This is a genomic window from Streptomyces sp. NPDC025806 (assembly GCF_055558275.1).
Genome location: NZ_JBVHMU010000008.1, coordinates 131,066 through 148,794, shown reverse-complemented (window position 1 = coordinate 148,794; position 17,729 = coordinate 131,066). Strand labels below are relative to the sequence as shown.

Sequence of the window (17,729 nt, the reverse complement as noted above, 5' to 3'; positions counted from 1 at the left end):
CGGCCACCCGGCAACCGATCCGACTCGCAATCGTTATCGCCGACACGCGCCCTGAGCTGGACTTGTCGACAAATCACCGGCACGCAAGGCGTGATAGGCCGCACTTCGGGCATCCGGAGCGCGCGCATCCGGAAACTCCAGGTCAGCCGCCTGCGTCAGGGCCCCTCACCCCGCAACCGACCGCCTCAGCCGACCGGCTCCGGCTGAGGCTCCGGCTCGATCTCGAACGACGGTTCGTCCCGGGCCGGTTGGCTCTCGGCGACCGCCTTGCGGGCCGCCGCCCGGCGGAAGGCGGCGGTGCCCCGCGACAGGTCGTGCCCGACGGCCGTCGCCTGGATGTCGGCCGACGTCCAGTGCTGGCCGCCCCGCTCCTCGTCGCGCACCTTCAACCGGCCCTGCACGATGACCGGTTCACCGACCGACACCGACCCCTGCACGTTCGCCCCCAGGTTCCCCCAGGCCCACACCGTGAAGAAGTTCGTGTGGCTGTCCACCCACGCCCCTTGCCCCGCGTCGAAACGGCGCGCCGTCACCGCGAGTCGGAACCGGGCCACCGGCCCCGTCGGCAGCTCCCGGAACACCGGCGTCGTCGCCACGTTCCCCACGACCGTCAGCAGCGTCTCGTTCATGTCCGCTCCCCTCCCGCGCCGGCCCCTGTCCGGACGCGCGATCGCGGCCCGAGCCCTTCCCGGACCGCGATCCCCAGACTGCTCCCGCCGCCGCTCCCCCGTGCCGGCCTGTGCCCTACCGGCCGGTTGTGGAAAACCCCGTCACCCGTACGTACTGCTCCCTGACCTCCCGGTAGCGCAGCAGTTCCGCCGCGACAGGGTCCAGGACCCGGGCCCGGCCGCACGCCGACGCCGCGTCCCGCAGGCGCCGCTCCGCCTCCTGCCCGTACCGCCGCGCCGGTCCCTTCGCGGCGGCCCGGCAGGCCCATTCCACGCACGGTCCGCCGATGATGCCGGTCAGCATCATCAGCACCGGCACCCCCAGGTTCGGCGAGACGACCCCGACGATCTGCGCCACCAGCCAGAGCCCGCCCAGCAGTTGGAGCAGCGTCATCGCGATCTGGACGAGCACGGCGAACGGCCACCACTTGGGGCGCGGCGGCCGGGCCCCCGGCGTGTACGCGGCGCGCTGCCTGCGCGAACCGCCCTGGGGCGCGGCGGCCGAGGCCGCCAGTTCGTCGAGCGCCTCCGGGAGGTCCTCGGCGCCCCGCGCGGCGGCGTCCCGTACGGACTGCGCCCAACTGGCGGGCAGGCCCGTGGCAGCCGCGTCGCCGACCTCCCGTACGGCGTGCTCGACGCGCTGGCGCGCCGTGATCTCGTCGTCGGCCGGGGCCGAGGGCGCCGGGATCGCGGAGGCGAGGGAGCGCCGGGCGTCGTACCAGCGCCACAGCCGCAGCCACGGGGTGCCGCAGGCGCGGTTGGCGCCGCGGGCCCAGGCGCGCTCGGCGGCCTGGCCCGCGGCCGACGCGCCGACGGCCTCGGCGAGCCGGTCGGTGAACTCCTCGCGGGCCAGCTCGCTCAGTCCGACCTGCCGGCCCGCCGCGTACAGCGGTCGCAGGCGGTCGGCGGTCGCGTCGATGTCCGCGGCGATACGGCGTTCGGCGGCCCGCCGGGTCGCGGTGAACTGGTCGAGTGCGTCGCGCAGTTCGCCCACGCCCTCACCGGTGAGCGCGGACAGCGGGAGCACGGTGGCGCCCGGTTCGCCGTGCTCGCCGAGCGCGATGCCGTCCTCGTCGAGGAGGCGGCGCAGGTCGTCCAGGACCTGTTCGGCGGCCTCGTCGGGCAGCCGGTCGACCTGGTTGAGGACCACGAACATCACCTCGGCGTGCCCCGCCATGGGCCGCAGATAGCGCTCGTGGAGCATCGCGTCGGCGTACTTCTCCGGGTCGACGACCCAGATCACGGCGTCGACGAGGTCGAGGACCCGGTCGACGGTGTGCCGGTGCTCGGGGGCGGCCGAGTCGTGGTCGGGCAGGTCGACGAGGACGAGTCCGTCGAGGGAGCCCGGGGCGCCCTGCTGGATCGGGCGGCGGCGGGAGCGGCCCGGGATGCCGAGACGGTCGAGGAGGGCCGCGGCCCCGTCGGTCCAGCTGCACGCGATCGGCGCGGAGGTGGTGGGCCGGCGCAGGCCGGTCTCCGAGAGGGGGACGCCGGCGAGAGCGTTGAACAGGGTCGACTTGCCGCTGCCGGTCGCTCCGGCGACGGCGACGACGGTATGCCGGGACGACAGGCGGCGGCGGGCCGCGGCCTCGTCGAGGACCCGGCCCGCCTCGGCGAGCGTTCCGGCGTCGAGCCGGGCCCGGGACAGGCCGACGAGTTCGCGCAGGGCCTCCAGCCGGCCGCTGAGCGGGTCCGCGGTGTCCGGGGCGTGCGCCGGGGCCGTGGTCAGGGCGTCGGCCGAGCGGCCTTCGGCGCGCCGGGCGATGAGCCCGTCCCCCCAGGGCCCGCCCTTCTCGTCCCGGTCACCCCGCTCGTCCCGCTCGCCCCGGGCTGCCTTCTTCCCTGTGCGGCCGGTCCGCGCCGACCTCTCGGCCTGCTCGGCCCGGGCGGTGTGCTCGGTGTGCTCGGCGTTCCCGGCGTGTCCGGTCTTCTGTTCGGTCTTCTGTTCGGTCTTCTCGGTCGAATCCGTGACGGTGGTCACCGCCCTCACCTCTCCTTCTGCAGCAGCGACAGGGCCGCGATGAGTTCGGCCTGGGGCTCGGGGCCGACCCCGAGTGCGTCCATGGGGGCGAGCCGGCGCTCGCGTTCCGTGCCGAGCACGCTGTCGACGTACTCGGTGAGCAGCCGGCCGCCGCGGTCGCGCAGGCGCAGGGCTCCCTGGGCGCCGATCCGTTCGGCGAGGTGCTCGCCCGCGGCCTTGGCACGGCGGCCTCCGAGCAGGGCGGTGGCGACGAGCGCGGCGACGGCCTCCGGGTCGGGCGGGGTGACGCCGGTCAGCTCGCCGACGCCGCGCACCTGCTCCTCCGCGTACTCCTCCAGGACGCGCCGCCAGCGCCGTACGGCCAGCCCGATGCGGTGCTCGGCGCTCTCCAGTCCCCGGTCGCGCCCGGCCAGTTCGGGTGCGTCGCCGCCCGGTTCGCGGCGCCAGGCCGCCTCCACGCGCGCGTCCGCGGCGGTCACGGCGCACAGCAGGAGCGACCCCAGGCTCTCCACCAGGGCGTCGAGCAACTCCCCCGCCGAGCAGTCCAGCGGATAGCTGCGCCACCGCTTGAGCGCGTCCCCGGCGAGCACGGCGCCGCTCTGCAACCGCTCCTTCACGCGCGCGTGCTCGTCGTCGTACACCTCCTCGGCGGCGGTCGTGAGCCGTACGGTCGCGGAGTACTGGAGGGCGACGGCGGAGGCCAGTTCGGGCATCCGTACGCGCAGGGACTCCAGGACGCCGCGGGCGGTGCGGGCCAGGGCGAGGCCGCGGGCGGCCGGGTCCTGGGCACGGTGGGCGAGCCAGGCGCGCAGCGGGGCGACGGCGGTGGCCGGCAGCAGTCCGCCGTCGCGGGTGGACTCGGGCAGCTCGGGCACGGTGTACATCGGGACCTCGCCGAGCCCCGCCTTGGTGAGCAGGGCGCCGTACTGCTGCGACACCTCGGCGAGCACCTGGTGCGGCACCCGGTCGAGGACGGTGACGAGGCTGGCGTTGTACTCCTTCGCGGTACGGAGCATGCGCCAGGGCACGGCGTCGGCGTAGCGGGCGGCGGTGGTCACCATGACCCACACGTCGGCGGCGCTGATCAGGCGGGCTGCGAGCACCCGGTTCTCGGCGATCAGGGAGTCGACGTCGGGGGCGTCGAGAAGGGCGAGGCCGCGCGGCACGGTGCCGGCGGTCTCCACGCGCAGGGCGCGCTCGCCGTCCTCGATGAGCGGCACGAGCGCGTCCTCGTCCGGCTCCCGCTCCGCGCCGTCGCCCTCCCCCTCGGTCTGGCGGGGCATCCACACGCGCGTGAGGTCGGGCAGGACCCGCATCCCGGAGAACCAGTGGTGGTCATCCGGATGGCAGACCAGCACGGGGGTGCGGGTCGTCGGGCGCAACACGCCCGCCTCGCTCACCACCCGCCCCACGAGCGAGTTCACGAGGGTCGACTTGCCCGAACCCGTGGATCCGCCGATCACGGCGAGCAGCGGGGCTTCGGGCGCCCGCAGGCGGGGCACGAGATAGTCGTCGAGCTGGGCGAGCAACTCACCGCGGTTGGCACGCGCGCGTGGCGCCCCCGGCAGGGGGAGCGGGAAACGCGCGGCGGCGACACGGTCGCGCAGCACGGTGAGAGCGTCGAGCAGCTGAGGCCGTACGTCCAAGGTCACCACATGCGAAGAATGCCCAATTTTGGTGGCATTCTGAAGCATATGACCCCGTCTGCGCGCCGATAAGTCGTGCGATACGACACAGGAAGCGCACAGCGGGCACCGAGGGACAAGTGGGAGCGCAGGCATAACGAGTGCACAACACCCGTGACGCGAGGCGCCAAAAGCGCTGCGGGATTCGTACCCATCTGCGATTATCAGGTCCGCTTCACCGAACCTCCACATCGAGCCACAGCGACGAAACGGAGGCGAAGCAGCAGGGACAGGGACCCGGGAGCTCTATCCTTGTCCCCGGCAAGGTCACGGATCTCCCCCACATCCGTCCGTCCGAGCCACCGGCCACACACCGGCCCCCGTAGCTCAGTGGATAGAGCAGGCGCCTTCTAAGCGCTTGGCCGCAGGTTCGAGTCCTGCCGGGGGCGCCTCTCTGAGGCCCTACTTCGGTGGGGCCTTTCTGTTTGCCGAAGCCACGAGCTTCGCCGTCACGCCGAGGCCGGGAGCACGTGGGAGAACGCGGATCTCCCGAGTTTTCTGGAGGCGCTGTCGGCCTGGATCGACGACGCCGGTGGCTGGTGCCGGAGCGCCGGGCGCGCGATGCCGGCGGACGGTGACTGGCAGTTCCTCGCGCGGGCGCTTGAGGCCGCGACCGTCTACGAGTGAGGCGCGAACTTCCGCCCGTTCGCAGTAACTTGGCGCCTCCTGACACGATGTGATCATGACGACCACGCAGGACATACAGGCGCGCGGTGAGGCTCTGGTCGCCGCTGCGGTTTCCGGGGACGCTCAGGGGGCTCGGCGGGGGACCGACTTCTTCGTGCTCAATTCGTACGTGGACGAGGGCATCCCGTACTGGGAGCGGGCCGTGGCGGCCGGGGACGCCTTCTCGCACTACACGCTGGCCCGGTACCGGAAGGTCCGGGGTGACCGGGCGGGGGCGGACGCGCTGTACCGGGCCGTCGCCGAGCGGCACGCGCCGAGCGCGTACGGGCTCGGGGTGCTGCTGCGGGAGAACGGGGATCCCGAGGCCGTCGAGTGGTTCCGGCGCGGGTGGGAGGACGGGCGGCATCTCGACTGCAAGATCGAACTCGGCAAGCTGCTCGCGGCCGAGGGGAAGCTCGGCGAGGCGTCGAAGTTCCTGATGAGCGACATCGAGCTCGGCGACATCGCGGTCTTCCGCTGGTCGCAGCTGTTCGACTCGATCCGCGCGGACTTCGACCGTGTCGCGGCGGACCTCGACGCCGCCGAGGCCGAGGGGGACGAGGGCGCCGCGGTCGAGGCGCTGCGCCCGCTCTTCGACCTGGAGAGGCACTTCCGCACCTATCCGGGCCTGACCACCGAGGCCGCCGCCCTGTACCGGCGGGCGTCCGCGCTCTCCGCGTCCGCCCGGGTGGACCACGCCGTGTTCCTGACGGAGACGGGCGGCGACGCGGTCTGGCCGGAGGCGCTGGATCTGCTGCACGGCGCGCACGAAGCGGGATACCAGGGGGCCTCGTACGCACTCGGGGTCCTGCACGAGCAGCGCGGCGATCTCGTCGAGGCCGAACGCTGGTACCGGGTCGCGACCGGGTACGGTCATCAGGCGGCGCAGTGGAATCTCGCCCTCCTGTGCAAGCGGCAGCGGCGCTACGAGGAGGCCGAACGCTGGTTCCGGACGGTCGGCGAGGACGACGAGGACGTCGTCGAGCAGCTCGCCCGGATCGCCGCGATCCGCGCGGGCGAGACCGCCGCACCTGGCAAGGACCTGGACCGGCTGCCCGGGCTGCGTGAGCGGGCCGAGGCCGGCGACGTCCAGGCCGGGTTCGCCTACGCCCGGATCGTCCGCGACTGGGGCGGCGCGGACGCGGCCCAGCTGCTCCGGCTGATCGAGCCCGCCGCGCTGGCCGGGGACCCGCAGGCGGCGCATGACCTCGCCGAGGCGTACGACAAGCGGCGCGAGCGCGTACTGCGCGATCAGTGGTACCGGACGGCCGCCGAGGCGGGACATCACGACGCGTGCCACCACATGGGCTGGCTCTCCGAACACCACCGGGACTATCGGGAGGCCGAGCGCTGGTACCTGCGCGCCGCCGAGGACGGGTCCGGGCTCAACAGCATGCTCGCGGGCAAGCTGAAGGCCCAGCGCGGCGCACACGCCGAGGCCGAGCCCTTCCTGCGTGTGCCCTGGGAGCAGGGCGGCGACGCCGTGTACCGCTGGGAGGCAGCCGGGTACTACGGGCTGGTGCTGCACCGGCTGGGGCGGCTCACCGAGGCCGTCGAGCCACTGGAGGCCGCCGCCGAGCACTGGGACGACGTGCGCGCCCGCTACAGCCCCGACGACCTGGACGTCATCTCCCGGATGGTCAGGCCGGACGAGGAACTGGCCGCGGTGAAGGAGAAGTTGGCTGCCTGACCCGCCTCGGCGGTCGTCGGCCGCTACCGTGCGGGCATGATCCTGCCCAAGGTGAGAGACCCCCGTTTCATCACGATCCGCCGCGGCGGGACGCTCACCGACGACGATCACCATCTGCTGGCTCTGTGGGCCGCCGACTGCGCAGAGCACGTCCTGCCCTTGTTCGAGGCGGAGCGGCCCGACGATCCCCGGCCCCGGGAGGCGATCGCGTACGCGCGGGCCTGGGTGCGCGGGGAGTTCACGATGATGGAGACCCGGGCGGCGGGCGGCCATGCGATGGGGGCGGCGCGGGATCTGAAGGGTGCCGCCCGGAACGCCGCGTACGCCGCCGGACAGGCCGCCGTCGTCGCCCATGTCGCCGCCCACGAACTCGGCGCGGCCGCGTACGCGATCAAGGCCGCCCGGGCCGCAGCGCCGAAGGGCGAGGCGGAGGTCGCGGGGCGCCGCGAGTGCCGGTGGCAGCGGGACCGCCTGCCGGACGCGATCCGTGCCCTCGTGCTCGACGACCAGCGGCTGCGGAACGACATCTGCTGGTCCGTCTTCGAGTGTTGAGGTGGGGGTCGGGGTGGGCACCGTGCATGCGCGCCGGCACCCCTCGCCCTCGTACACATTTTCCAAATTCCTCTCCGGTTTCCTGCGTGGCTGGAAGGATCACCCCGACTACGACATCGCTATGACGGGGGATCAGATGGAGAAGCCCAAGCCGACCGCGCGCGCCAGATTCAACTGGTGGCTGCCGACCGTGTACGCCGCCGCCCTCATGCTCACGGATGCGGTGGGCAGCGGGCGGGCCACGGGGATCGTCGCCGCCGTCGGGGGCGTGCTGCTCGGTCTCTACTACGGGTTCGGCGCGCGGCTGCTGGCACGGCAGCGCGGCTGAGTCCCGGCGGTCATCTCCCGAAGAGGGTCCGGGCCGCCTCGGCCACCGCGTCGGGGCGCTCCTGGTGCGCGTAGTGGCCGACGTCCGGCAGCACCTCTATGCGGAGGTCACTCGCGCGGGCCGCGCCCGGGGGTGTGAGGACGGACGGGGGCAGCATGAAGTCCCGTTCGCCGCCGAGGATCACGGTGGGCGTGGCGAGGTGCAGCTTCTTGTACCGGCCCAGGGCGAGGCGGGCGATGTCGCGCAGGGCGAAGGCCCGGTGGAGGGCCTCGCCGGCGCGAGCCCGGTCGGGCTCGGCGCTGGAGCGGGTGTACTCGTCGAGCTCGGCGGACGCCCAGGCCGCCTGATCCACCACTCCTCGGCGCAGGAGGTGGCGGGTGAAGGCGGGGCGCTTGCGCAGCAACCAGCGGCCCAGGAGCGGCTGTTCGAGCAGGGCCGTGTACCAGAAGCGCCAGGCCTGCGGCAGCAGTCTGCGGTGGCGGGGCCAGGGATGCATCATGTTCAACGCCAGGAAGCGCGTCACCCGCCGAGGTGCGCGCAGGCACAGGTGGAAGCCCGTCCAGGCACCCCAGTCGTGCCCGATGAGGTGGACCCGGTCGAGATCGAGCGCGTCGAGCAGGGCGATGACGTCGGCGACGCGGGTGTCCGTGTCGTAGCCGGTGGGCGGCGCGTCGGAGCGGCCGAAGCCTCGCTGGTCCACGCAGATCAGGCGGTACTGATCGCCGAGGAGCGGGGTCAGGCGGCGCCAGGCGGTCCCGTGCTGCGGGAACCCGTGCAGGAGGAGCACGGGCTCGCCCTGTCCGGACTCGGTGATGTGCAGGCGCAGACCGTCTCGTACGGTCACGTACCGGTGCCGCACGTCCTGCGGCTCTTCGGACCCGGTTGACTGCGGTCGGCTCTCGAAGGTCTCCATGGGCTCTCCCCGGGGTTCGCTTGTCTGGTCTCATGGAGGAAGGGGCGGGCGGACACCGAAGCACTCCCTCGGATTCCGAGAATTTCTGCGGGCCAAGGATTTCTGCGCGAAAGGAGCATCGGGGATGAACAGTGGCGGCTGGCCCACGGCCGAGCTGGATCCGGTGCGCCGGCTGAAGGTCATCGCGGGCGCGTCCGGCCGGCCCGTCTACGCGGAGCGCCGCTTCGCGTTCCCTGTCGCACGCGTGTGGGCCGTCGCCTCCGACCTCGAGAACGAACTGCCCCTGCTCGTCTCCGGGTTGCGCTCCTTCGCCGTGACACCTGCGGGCGAGGGCGGAGGTGCCGGTGCCGGGGACCGTTTCGAAGGGCGGGCGCTCAGCGCACTGGGACACCGGGAGCGGTTCGACATCGTGCTGCGGCCCGGCTGGTGCCTGATGCAGAGCGCGGTGCTGGGCAGTGGCATGGCGGCCAGGGCGGACGGTGACGACGGCTGCCTCTTCGCCTTCTACAGCAGCCTGCGGATCCCCGGCGGGCAGCTCGCGGACCGGGTACGGGCCCCGTGGTCCGCGCGCCGCGCCGAACGGATGCTGGACCAGCTGGCCGCACGGGTCGCCTCCAGGTCAGCCCCACCCCGAGCGGAATGACCTCCGGGCGCGGAAGAGCCGCGACCTGACCGTACCGACAGGGAGGTCGAGCAGCTCCGCGACCTCCTGCTCGCCGAGTCCTTCCACGTGCCGCAGCACCAGGACCGCGCGGTGCTCGGGGGCCAGGCGCCGCAGCACGTCGGCGATGTCTGAGGCGAGTTCGGGATCCTCCCCGGTCGTCGTGGGCAGCTCGTCCCACTCCGCCCGCTCCACGGGCACGGTCTGACGGCGACGGCGCCGCTCGGCCCACCTGATCGCCTCTCGCACCGCGATCGCCCGCACCCAACCGAACAGTGCGGCGGGCTCCTTGAGTCGCCCTATCCCCCGGAACACCGCGATCAGCGCCTCCTGCGCCGCGTCCGGCCCGTCCTGCAACGCGATCGGCCCGCAGATCCGGCCCACGTACGGAGCGAGAACGCCGAGCAGCTCGTCCATGGCCAGGACGTCGCCGCTCTGCGCACCCCGCACCAACTCCGCGACCGCTTCGGCCCCCGGCCCGGACCCAGGCCCTGACGCCGCCCCACCCGTCCCGTCGAAAGGCATGGAGGTGACCCTAGTGCGGAGAGCGGGGCCCGCGTGGGGCTCGCCCCCACCTGCCGAGTCGCGCGGGTCTCGCCCCGGTCGGTGTGTGGCCCGCGTCGGGACGCGCCGCTGCGACCCGACGGAGTGTCCGGGGTCCCTGCGGTGCGAGCGGGTGGCGCTCGCCGGTGCGACGACGACTTCCTCCGGGTGACAGCGGGCGCAGCCCGGGCCGGCCCCCGTACGACTCCGGCACCACCAGGTACCGTCCGCCGCCGTATGGCACCCGGTGGCACCATCTGGCACCACGTGGCACCAGAGGGTGCCACCCGTGACGCCTCGGGCACCTGCGGATGCCGCCCACCCTCTCCCGCCGCTCCTCCTCCCCACGCCTCCCGTCACGCTCCGACGCCACCCGCGACCGCAACCGTCCCGCCCCATCACGCCTCCCTCACTCCGCCAACTCCCGCCCACCGCCTGGGCACCACACCGGAACCGAGCCGAGTCCCGACCCACAGCAACCCTCCACCCAGGCCGGCCATCCACCCCCACCCGAACCCCTCCCTCACCTCCAGATGCCACGCGGCGCCAGATGGCGCCACCCGGAGCCACCGTGGCGCCAATTTTCTCCACACGGCTTGCGCATGGCACCACAGTGGTGCCACTATGACGTCATGGACCTGAAGCCGTACGTCGAGTCGCTCCAACGGGAGCTCGCGGTGGCCGCCGAAGCCGGCGGCGACGAAGCCCGCGCCCTGGCCGAACGCCTCACCGCCCCGCTGGAGTCGGCGACCCGCCTGACCCTGCTCAACGCCCTGTCCGCCGCGATGGACGAGATCACCGTCGAGCTCGCCCCGGGCTCGGTCGACGTACGGCTGCGCGGGCTCGACCCCGACTTCGTGGTGACTCCGCCCCCGAGCGACGCCCCGCGCGCCGAGCCCCCGGTGGCCGCCCCCGCCCCGCCCACGCCGGCACCCGTCGCCGAGACCGACGAGGGCGGGACGGCACGGGTCAACCTGCGACTGCCGGCACACCTCAAGGCCCGCGCCGAAGAGGCCGCGACCCGCGAGGGACTGTCGGTCAACGCCTGGCTCGTCCGCGCGGTGTCCGGCGCCCTCGACACCGGCGGCACCACCCCGCGCCCCCAGGAGAAGAGCCGCTCCGTAGGACAGAGCTTCACCGGCTGGGTGCGCTGACCGCGCCCGGCCCGGAACACCTCACCCGACTCCGCGTCGCCCGACTCCACCTCACCTCACTTCCACCGCGTCCCACCAGCAGGGACGCCACCCGACCCAGAAGGACGGAACAGCCATGCCTTCTTTCGACACTCCGGAACCGATCTCCGTCACCGCTCACGTGGGCGCCGGCTCCATCCGGTTCGCCGCGAGCGACCGGCCCGACACGGTCGTCGAGGTCCGCCCCGGCAGCCCGAAGCGGGACAAGGACATCAAGGCCGCCGAGCAGACCGAGGTCGCGTACACGGGTGGCATCCTGACCGTGCGGACGAGGGATCGGCGCTTCATCGGTCCCGCCGGCGCCGTCGACGTGACGGTCGAGCTGCCCGCGGGATCCCGCGTCGACGTGACCGGGTCCTGGACCCAGGTGCTCGGCGACGGGCGACTCGGCGAGGTCCACGTGAAGACCTCCGGCGGCAACATCCGCCTCGACGAGACCGGGCCGCTCCAGGTCAGCGCCGCACACGGCGCGATCCACGTCACCCGCGTGGAAGGTACCGCCGACCTCTCCACGAGTTCCGGCAATGTGCGCGTCGGCGTCATCGACGGCGCCGCCGTCCTCAAGAACTCCCACGGCAACATCACCGTCGGCACCGTGACGGGCGAGCTCCGGGCGAGCGGCGCGCACGGAGAGGTCGACATCACCCGGGCCGAGGACTCGGTCACCGCCACCACGGCGTACGGCACTCTGCGACTCGGCGAAGTCACCTCCGGGGTCGTCCAGTTGGACACCGGGTACGGCAGCATCGAGGTAGGGGTCCGCGAGGGCACCGCCGCCTGGCTCGACGTCAACTCGGCGCACGGACAGGTGCACAACACCCTCGCCGACGCCGCCCCGCCCGTGGAGACGGAACGCACCGTCAAGATCCACGCCCGTACGCGCGCGGGCAACATCGAGGTCCGCCGCGCCCGCCCCTGAGCCCCGCGCCCGCGAGCGGCTCCCCCACATCAGCGCTCTCACCCCGGCCCTCACCGGGCCCGCCCGGCGCCCCGACACGTTCACCATCGCCACCACCTTCACCTTCACCCCGGCCCCCACCAGGAGGGCTCCATGCCTTCATCTGTCATGCCCACGCCCAAAACAGCCACCTCGGCCTCGACCGCCCCCGCGATCTCCGCCGTCGGCCTCCGCAAGTCCTACGGGGACAAGACCGTCCTCGACGGCATCGATCTGCGCATCCCCGCCGGCAGCGTCTTCGCCCTGCTCGGGCCGAACGGCGCCGGCAAGACCACCACCGTGGAGATCCTCTCCACGCTGGTCGGCGCGGACGGCGGCCACGCCCAGGTCGCCGGCCACGACATCACCGCCGAACCCGACGCCGTACGCGCCGCGATCGGCGTCACCGGCCAGTTCGCCGCGCTCGACAACCTCCTCAGCGCCGAGGAGAACCTGCTGCTCATGGCCGACCTGCTGCGCCTCGGCCGACGCGAGGGCCGGGCCCGCACCCAGGCGCTCCTCGAACGGTTCGACATCGCGGACGTCGCCAAGAACCGCGCCGCGACCTTCTCCGGCGGCATGCGCCGGCGGCTCGACCTCGCGATGACCCTGGTCGGCGACCCCCAGGTGATCTTCCTGGACGAGCCGACGACCGGGCTCGACCCACGCAGCCGCCGCACCATGTGGGACACCGTGCGCGGGCTCGTCGCGAACGGCACCACCGTCTTCCTCACCACCCAATACCTTGAGGAGGCCGACCAGTTGGCCGACCGGATCGCTGTGCTCGACGGGGGCCGGATCGTCGCCGAGGGCACCGCCGACGAGCTCAAGGCGCAGATCCCCGGCAGTCACGTACGCCTGCGCTTCGACGACCTCGCCGCCTACGAACAGGCAGGAGCGGCCTTCCCGAGCGCGGCCCGGGACGACGAGAACCTGGCGCTGCGGCTCGCGGGCGGCGGTGACCTCGACGCGCTGCGCACCCTCTTCGACCGGCTCGACGCCGCCGGCATCCGTACCGCCGACTTCTCCGTGCACACCCCCGACCTGGACGACGTGTTCCTTGCCCTGACCGGCGAGGGCACGGGCACCACCGACCCCGCCGCCGCCCAGCTGCACATCAAGGAGACCCTGCGATGAGTTCGCTCGCCTACGCCGTGCACGACTCCCGGATCATGCTGCGGCGCAACCTCAAGCACGCCGTCCGCTACCCGGCGGTCGGCTTCGGCAGCGCCCTGACGCCGATCCTCATGCTGCTGCTGTTCGCGTACGCCTTCGGTGACTCGATCGGCGCCGGCATGGGCGGCGGTCGCGACACCTACGTGAACTATCTGACGCCCGGCATCATCATCATGGGCGTGGCGTCCGGGTCGATGTCGACCTCGATCGCGGTCTGCCAGGACATGACCGAGGGCATCATCAACCGCTTCCGCACCATGCCCATCACCCGCTCCTCGTTCATGACCGGGCATGTGATCGGCAGCGTCGTGCAGACGATGGCGTGTCTCGTGCCGGTCGTCGGTGTCGCGTTCGCCGTCGGCTTCCGGTCGGACGCCACCGTGCTGGAGTGGCTGGCCGCGGCCGGGCTCCTGGCCGCGATCGCGTTCGCGGTGACCTGGCTGTCGGCGGCGCTGGGTCTGATCTCCAAGACGGTCGAGTCCGCGAGCAACAAGCCGCTGCTCGTCCAGTTCCTCCCCTTCCTCGGCTCCGCCTTCGTGCCCGCCGACTCCATGTCACCGGGACTGCGCTGGTTCGCCGAGAACCAGCCGTTCACCCCCATGACGGAGACACTGCGCGGGCTGCTGTCGGGTACGGAGATCGGCAACAGCGGGTGGATCTCGCTGGCCTGGTGCACGATCATCGCCTCCATCGGCTACGTCTGGTCCCGCTCGAGGTTCAACAGCACCACCAAGCGCTGACCGAACGCTGACCATCCGCTGACCGTGCGCTGACCGCCCGCCCGCGCACCACCGGCCGAAGACCATCTCAGCGCCGCCCGCTCACCACCTCAGCGCGCCGAACGCCCCCGCCGGAACGGCCGGGGCCTTCGGCATGACCGGGCTCAGGTCCGCGTACCCGGCCCCCGGCGCGGGCCGCGGGTCCTTCTCCCCTTTGTTCGGCCAGTACGACATGGCCCGCTCGGCCTGCGCCGTGATCGTCAGGGACGGGTTCACGCCGAGGTTCGCGGAGACCGCCGAACCGTCCACCACCGAGATCCCCGGATGCCCGTGCAGCCGGTGATAGGGGTCGACGACCCCGCGCTCCGGCGTCGCCCCGATCGGGCAGCCGCCGAGGAAGTGGGCGGTGAGCGGCTTGCCGAGCAGCTCACCGAGGTTCGTGCCGGCGAATCCGTTGATGGATTCGGCGATGAGGCCCGCCGCCTCCCAGCCCTCCGGGATGTGCACGGGGTTGGGCGTGCCGTGGCCCTGCTCGGCGGTGAGCAGGCCGCGCCGGGTGAGGCTCGTGGTGAGGGAGTTGTCGTGGGTCTGCATGACAAGGCCGATGATGGTCCGCTCGGACCAGCGGCGCAGGACGACGGTGCGGGCGACGAGGACCGGGTGGGAGAGGAAGGCGAGGGCGGCGGCGAGCGGCTTGGGCAGGTTCTGGCGGTACTGCGGGACGCAGAGGAGGGCCATGAGGTTGGAGCCCTTGCCGTAGCGGACGTTCTCGATGTGGGTGGTGGGGTTCGGGTGGACGGACGAGGTGATGGCGACGCCGCGGGTGAAGTCGATGTCCTTGCGCCCGAGCCGCCGCGGCCAGGTCAGGGCGCCGACGAGGGCCTCGGAGTTGGTGCGGGTGAGCACGCCGAGCCGGTCCGAGAGGCGGGGCAGGGTCCCGTCGGCTTTCATGCGGTGCAGCAGGGTCTGGGTGCCGTGGGTGCCGGCGGCGAGGACGACGCGGCGGGCGCGCAGCACGGTGCGGGGGCCGCGGCGCTGTCTGTTCGTGGGCACGGTGGTGATCTCGTGTGTGCCGTCGGCGAGTTCACGGACGGCGGTGACCGTGGTCATGGGGCGGACCTCGGCGCCGGCTCGTTCGGCGAGGTGGAGGTAGTTCTCGGTGAGGGTGTTCTTGGCTCCGACGCGGCAGCCGGTCATGCAGGAGCCGCATTCGGTGCAGGCGGTGCGGGCGGGTCCGGCACCTCCGAAGTAGGGATCGGGAACTTCCGTGCCCGGCCCGGCCGTTGTCGAACCGTCGGCGTCCTCACCGTCGCCGAAGAACACGCCCACGGGCGTGAGCCGGAAGGTGTCCCCCGCGCCCATCCGTCCGGCCGCGTCCCGCAGCAGTTCGTCGGCCTCGGTGGTGGTGGGGTTGGTGCGCACGCCGAGCATGCGGCGGGCCTGGTCGTAATAGGGAGCGAGCTCGCGCTGCCAGTCGGTGATGTCGGCCCACTGGCGGTCGCGGAAGAAGGGGGTCGGGGGGACGTAGAGAGTGTTGGCGTAGTTGAGGGAGCCGCCGCCCACTCCGGCGCCGGCGAGCACCATGACGTTCTTCATCAGGTGGACGCGCTGGATGCCGTACATGCCGAGGCGGGGTGCCCAGAGGTAGTCGCGGAGGGCGAGGGAGGTGCGGGGCAGGGTGTCGCGGGTGTGGCGGCGGCCGGCTTCGAGGACGGCGACGCGGTAGCCCTTCTCGGTGAGTCGCAGGGCGGAGACGGAGCCGCCGAATCCGGAGCCCACGACGACGACGTCATAGTCCGTGCCGGGCTCGCGCCGAGACGCGGCCTCGGGCTGCGACGCAGGCACAGACTCAGACTCTGACGCAGGCACAGGCACAGGCACAGGCACAGAATCAGGCACCGTACAGCTCCTCGATCTCGCGGGCGTACGCCGTCATGACCGCTGTGCGTTTGATCTTCAGGGAGGGGGTGAGCAGTCCGTTGTCCTCGGTGAACTCGCCGTCGACCAGGGTGAACTTGCGGATGGACTCGGCGCGGGAGACGGCCTCGTTGGCGTAGTCGACGGCCTTCTGGACGGCGGCGACGATGCGCGGGTCGGCGATCACCTCGGACATGGGGGTGTCGGCGGGGAGTTTGCGCACGCTGAGCCAGTGGGCGACGGACTCGGGTTCGAGGGTGATGACGGCGGCGATGTAGGAGCGGTTGTCGCCGACGACGATGCACTGGCCGACGGGTGAGCGGCTGCGCAGGCGGTCCTCCAGGACGGCCGGGGAGACGTTCTTGCCGCCGCTGGTGACGAGGATGTCCTTCTTGCGGCCGGTGATGCGGAGGTAGCCGTCGGCGTCGAGTTCGCCGAGGTCACCGGTGGCGAACCAGCCGTCGGGGTCGAGGACTTCGTCGGTCGCGGCCTGGTTCTGCCAGTAGGCGCCGAAGACGATGCCGCCCTTGACGAGCACTTCGCCGTCGTCGGCGATCCGGATCGTGGTGCCGGGTACGGGGAGGCCGACGGTGCCGGGGCGTGGGCGCAGCGGTGGGGTGATGGTCGCGGCGGCGGAGGTCTCGGTGAGGCCGTAGCCCTCGTAGACGACGATGCCGGCTGTGTAGAAGAAGAGGTTGAGGTTGCGGTCGAGGGGGGAGCCGCCGCTGATGGCGTAGCGCAGGCGACCGCCGAGTTCCTTGCGGACGCGGCGGTAGACGAGGAGGTCGTAGAGGCCTGCGGCGAGCCGGAGGGCCGGGGCCGGGCCCTGGCCGCCGTCCAGGAAGCGGGTGAGGTGGGCTTCGGCGAACCGGACGGCGATGCGGTCGGCTCGTTCGAAGGAGGCGCCGCGTCCGATCTTCTCGGCGGTGGCGCGTCCGGTCTCGTGGATCTTCTCGAAGAGGTAGGGGACGCCGACGACGAAGGTGGGGCGGAAGGAGCGGAGTTCGGGGCGCAGTTCGTCGGGCTTGATGCTCGGGCAGTGGCCGAGTTCGATGCGGGCGAGCTGGCAGGCGATCTGGATGGTGCGGCCGAGGATGTGGGCGAGGGGGAGGAAGAGGAGGGTGGAGGCGGTCTGGCCGGTGATGGCCTTGAAGATGGGGTGGAGGAGCTCGACGGTGTTGGCGGCCTCGGCGTACAGGTTGCCGTGGGTGAGGACGCAGCCTTTGGGGCGTCCGGTGGTGCCGGAGGTGTAGCAGACGGTGGCGATGGTGTCGGGGGTGAGGGCGGCGCGCCGCTTGGTGACTTCCTCGTCGGGTATGTCGCGGCCCAGCGTGGCGAGTTCGAGCACGGCGCCGGCGTCCAGCTGCCGGACGCCGGGGCGGTCGTCCTCGGGGAGTGCGGCGAGGGCGGTCTCGGCGGCTGCGGCGTTCTCCGGGGTCTCGACGATGAGGTGGCGGGCGCCGGAGTCCCGCAGGATCCATTCGATCTGCTCGGGTGAGGAGGTGGCATAGACGGGGACGGTCTGGCCACCGGCGGCCCAGATCGCGAAGTCGAGGACCGACCACTCGTAGCGGGTGCGGGACATGAGGGCGACGCGACCGCCGGGTTCGAGTCCGGCGGCGATCAGCCCCTTGGCGGCGGCGGTGATCTCGCGGGCGAAGGCGGCCGCGGTGACCGGCTTCCACTCCCCCGCCTCCTTCCGGCGCAGCACGACGGCGTCCGGAACCTCGGCGGCGTTCGTGTACGGGATGTCGGCGGGGGTGGAGCCGTCGGTGGGCGGTGCGGCGAGCGGGGCGACATGCGCCTCGCGGACGGTTCCGTCTGCGTCCCTGACGAGTTCGGGTGTGGCCCGTTCGGCGAGGTCGCTTCGCTTCCTGGCCCGCTTCAGATCCTTGCGTACGCCCATGACGGCTCCCGGTCGCGCGGCTGCTGGACTCCGGTGCTTGCTCGTACTTACTGGGAGGTCAACTTACCCACGCGTAGGGAAAATTCAACGGGTCACGCAGGAATCCGTACGGGAGGATCCGGGCGGTCCGTACGAGAGAAGCCGGGCGGTCCCGACGGGAGGAGCCGGGCGGGGTGCGCCCGTCGGCGGGAGGG

15 protein-coding genes, 1 tRNA gene and 1 pseudogene are annotated in these 17,729 nt (G+C 72.5%); 10 read left to right on the top strand and 7 right to left on the bottom strand.

The window, feature by feature from the left end; all coding sequences use genetic code 11:
* Window positions 1-185 precede the first annotated feature (185 nt).
* The 3 genes from ACZ4E1_RS20135 to ACZ4E1_RS20125 all read right to left on the bottom strand — a co-directional run bounded on the left by ACZ4E1_RS20135 (window position 186) and on the right by ACZ4E1_RS20125 (window position 4,304).
* Window positions 186-629 carry a single-stranded DNA-binding protein gene (locus ACZ4E1_RS20135; RefSeq protein ID WP_467540943.1) on the bottom strand — a complete coding sequence of 148 codons (444 nt, stop codon included), beginning with the start codon at window positions 627-629 and terminating at the stop codon, window positions 186-188.
* Window positions 630-744: 115 nt separating this feature from the next.
* Window positions 745-2,649 carry a GTP-binding protein gene (locus tag ACZ4E1_RS20130; protein WP_467540941.1) on the bottom strand — a complete coding sequence of 635 codons (1,905 nt, stop codon included), beginning with the start codon at window positions 2,647-2,649 and terminating at the stop codon, window positions 745-747.
* Between the two features lie 5 nt (window positions 2,650-2,654).
* On the bottom strand, window positions 2,655-4,304 hold the full coding sequence (locus ACZ4E1_RS20125) for a dynamin family protein (RefSeq protein ID WP_467540939.1): 1,650 nt from the start codon (window positions 4,302-4,304) through the stop codon (window positions 2,655-2,657).
* A gap of 346 nt (window positions 4,305-4,650) precedes the next feature.
* Here ACZ4E1_RS20125 and ACZ4E1_RS20120 point away from each other — a divergent pair.
* The 5 genes and pseudogenes from ACZ4E1_RS20120 (at window position 4,651) to ACZ4E1_RS20100 (ending at window position 7,570) form a co-directional block, all read left to right on the top strand.
* Window positions 4,651-4,723 (top strand) — tRNA-Arg (locus tag ACZ4E1_RS20120).
* A 79-nt stretch (window positions 4,724-4,802) separates the two neighbouring features.
* Window positions 4,803-4,961, top strand: a pseudogene (locus tag ACZ4E1_RS20115) (DUF7660 family protein); the annotation flags it as partial.
* A gap of 55 nt (window positions 4,962-5,016) precedes the next feature.
* Window positions 5,017-6,690, top strand: a complete 1,674-nt coding sequence (locus tag ACZ4E1_RS20110) for a tetratricopeptide repeat protein (protein WP_467540937.1) — start codon at window positions 5,017-5,019, stop codon at window positions 6,688-6,690.
* Window positions 6,691-6,726: 36 nt separating this feature from the next.
* Entirely contained in the window at window positions 6,727-7,242 is a 516-nt protein-coding gene (locus ACZ4E1_RS20105) for a putative immunity protein (RefSeq protein ID WP_467540935.1), read from the top strand.
* A 121-nt stretch (window positions 7,243-7,363) separates the two neighbouring features.
* The gene (locus ACZ4E1_RS20100) at window positions 7,364-7,570 is read left to right on the top strand and encodes a hypothetical protein (RefSeq protein ID WP_467540933.1); all 207 of its coding nucleotides are present in this window, start codon (window positions 7,364-7,366) and stop codon (window positions 7,568-7,570) included.
* A 10-nt stretch (window positions 7,571-7,580) separates the two neighbouring features.
* Here ACZ4E1_RS20100 and ACZ4E1_RS20095 read toward each other — a convergent pair whose 3' ends face one another.
* Complete coding sequence (locus ACZ4E1_RS20095) at window positions 7,581-8,483, bottom strand: alpha/beta fold hydrolase (RefSeq protein WP_467540931.1); 903 nt, start codon at window positions 8,481-8,483, stop codon at window positions 7,581-7,583.
* A gap of 124 nt (window positions 8,484-8,607) precedes the next feature.
* On the opposite strand from ACZ4E1_RS20095, the gene ACZ4E1_RS20090 reads away from it, so the two are divergent.
* Window positions 8,608-9,126, top strand: coding sequence for a hypothetical protein (locus ACZ4E1_RS20090; RefSeq protein WP_467540929.1), 519 nt, complete (start codon window positions 8,608-8,610; stop codon window positions 9,124-9,126).
* On the opposite strand, the gene ACZ4E1_RS20085 is transcribed toward ACZ4E1_RS20090, so the two are convergent.
* Entirely contained in the window at window positions 9,103-9,669 is a 567-nt protein-coding gene (locus ACZ4E1_RS20085) for an RNA polymerase sigma factor (protein WP_467540927.1), read from the bottom strand. The two genes, ACZ4E1_RS20090 and ACZ4E1_RS20085, sit on opposite strands and share 24 nt — an antisense overlap.
* Window positions 9,670-10,319: 650 nt before the next feature.
* On the opposite strand from ACZ4E1_RS20085, the gene ACZ4E1_RS20080 reads away from it, so the two are divergent.
* The 4 genes from ACZ4E1_RS20080 (at window position 10,320) to ACZ4E1_RS20065 (ending at window position 13,733) form a co-directional block, all read left to right on the top strand.
* On the top strand, window positions 10,320-10,841 hold the full coding sequence (locus tag ACZ4E1_RS20080) for a toxin-antitoxin system HicB family antitoxin (protein ID WP_467540925.1): 522 nt from the start codon (window positions 10,320-10,322) through the stop codon (window positions 10,839-10,841).
* Window positions 10,842-10,956: 115 nt separating this feature from the next.
* Window positions 10,957-11,799, top strand: coding sequence for a DUF4097 family beta strand repeat-containing protein (locus ACZ4E1_RS20075; protein WP_467540923.1), 843 nt, complete (start codon window positions 10,957-10,959; stop codon window positions 11,797-11,799).
* A gap of 132 nt (window positions 11,800-11,931) precedes the next feature.
* Entirely contained in the window at window positions 11,932-12,954 is a 1,023-nt protein-coding gene (locus ACZ4E1_RS20070) for an ATP-binding cassette domain-containing protein (RefSeq protein ID WP_467540921.1), read from the top strand.
* A complete protein-coding gene (locus ACZ4E1_RS20065) occupies window positions 12,951-13,733 on the top strand; it encodes an ABC transporter permease (RefSeq protein ID WP_467540919.1) in 783 nt (260 codons plus the stop codon). Before ACZ4E1_RS20070 ends, ACZ4E1_RS20065 begins: the two co-directional genes overlap by 4 nt.
* Window positions 13,734-13,814: 81 nt before the next feature.
* On the opposite strand, the gene ACZ4E1_RS20060 is transcribed toward ACZ4E1_RS20065, so the two are convergent.
* On the bottom strand, window positions 13,815-15,557 hold the full coding sequence (locus ACZ4E1_RS20060) for a GMC oxidoreductase (RefSeq protein ID WP_467540917.1): 1,743 nt from the start codon (window positions 15,555-15,557) through the stop codon (window positions 13,815-13,817).
* A gap of 46 nt (window positions 15,558-15,603) precedes the next feature.
* A complete protein-coding gene (locus tag ACZ4E1_RS20055) occupies window positions 15,604-17,535 on the bottom strand; it encodes an AMP-dependent synthetase/ligase (RefSeq protein WP_467540915.1) in 1,932 nt (643 codons plus the stop codon).
* Between the last annotated feature and the right edge of the window lie 194 nt (window positions 17,536-17,729).

Excerpts from the sequence above, each read along its gene's own strand:
- ACZ4E1_RS20135 (WP_467540943.1), bottom strand. The coding sequence starts at position 629 with ATGAACGAGACGCTGCTGACGGTCGTGGGGAACGTGGCGACGACGCCG.
- ACZ4E1_RS20110 (WP_467540937.1), top strand. The coding sequence starts at position 5,017 with ATGACGACCACGCAGGACATACAGGCGCGCGGTGAGGCTCTGGTCGCC.
- ACZ4E1_RS20105 (WP_467540935.1), top strand. The coding sequence starts at position 6,727 with ATGATCCTGCCCAAGGTGAGAGACCCCCGTTTCATCACGATCCGCCGC.
- ACZ4E1_RS20100 (WP_467540933.1), top strand. The coding sequence starts at position 7,364 with ATGACGGGGGATCAGATGGAGAAGCCCAAGCCGACCGCGCGCGCCAGA.
- ACZ4E1_RS20095 (WP_467540931.1), bottom strand. The coding sequence starts at position 8,483 with ATGGAGACCTTCGAGAGCCGACCGCAGTCAACCGGGTCCGAAGAGCCG.
- ACZ4E1_RS20090 (WP_467540929.1), top strand. The coding sequence starts at position 8,608 with ATGAACAGTGGCGGCTGGCCCACGGCCGAGCTGGATCCGGTGCGCCGG.
- ACZ4E1_RS20085 (WP_467540927.1), bottom strand. The coding sequence starts at position 9,669 with ATGCCTTTCGACGGGACGGGTGGGGCGGCGTCAGGGCCTGGGTCCGGG.
- ACZ4E1_RS20080 (WP_467540925.1), top strand. The coding sequence starts at position 10,320 with ATGGACCTGAAGCCGTACGTCGAGTCGCTCCAACGGGAGCTCGCGGTG.
- ACZ4E1_RS20075 (WP_467540923.1), top strand. The coding sequence starts at position 10,957 with ATGCCTTCTTTCGACACTCCGGAACCGATCTCCGTCACCGCTCACGTG.
- ACZ4E1_RS20070 (WP_467540921.1), top strand. The coding sequence starts at position 11,932 with ATGCCTTCATCTGTCATGCCCACGCCCAAAACAGCCACCTCGGCCTCG.
- ACZ4E1_RS20065 (WP_467540919.1), top strand. The coding sequence starts at position 12,951 with ATGAGTTCGCTCGCCTACGCCGTGCACGACTCCCGGATCATGCTGCGG.
- ACZ4E1_RS20055 (WP_467540915.1), bottom strand. The coding sequence starts at position 17,535 with ATGGGCGTACGCAAGGATCTGAAGCGGGCCAGGAAGCGAAGCGACCTC.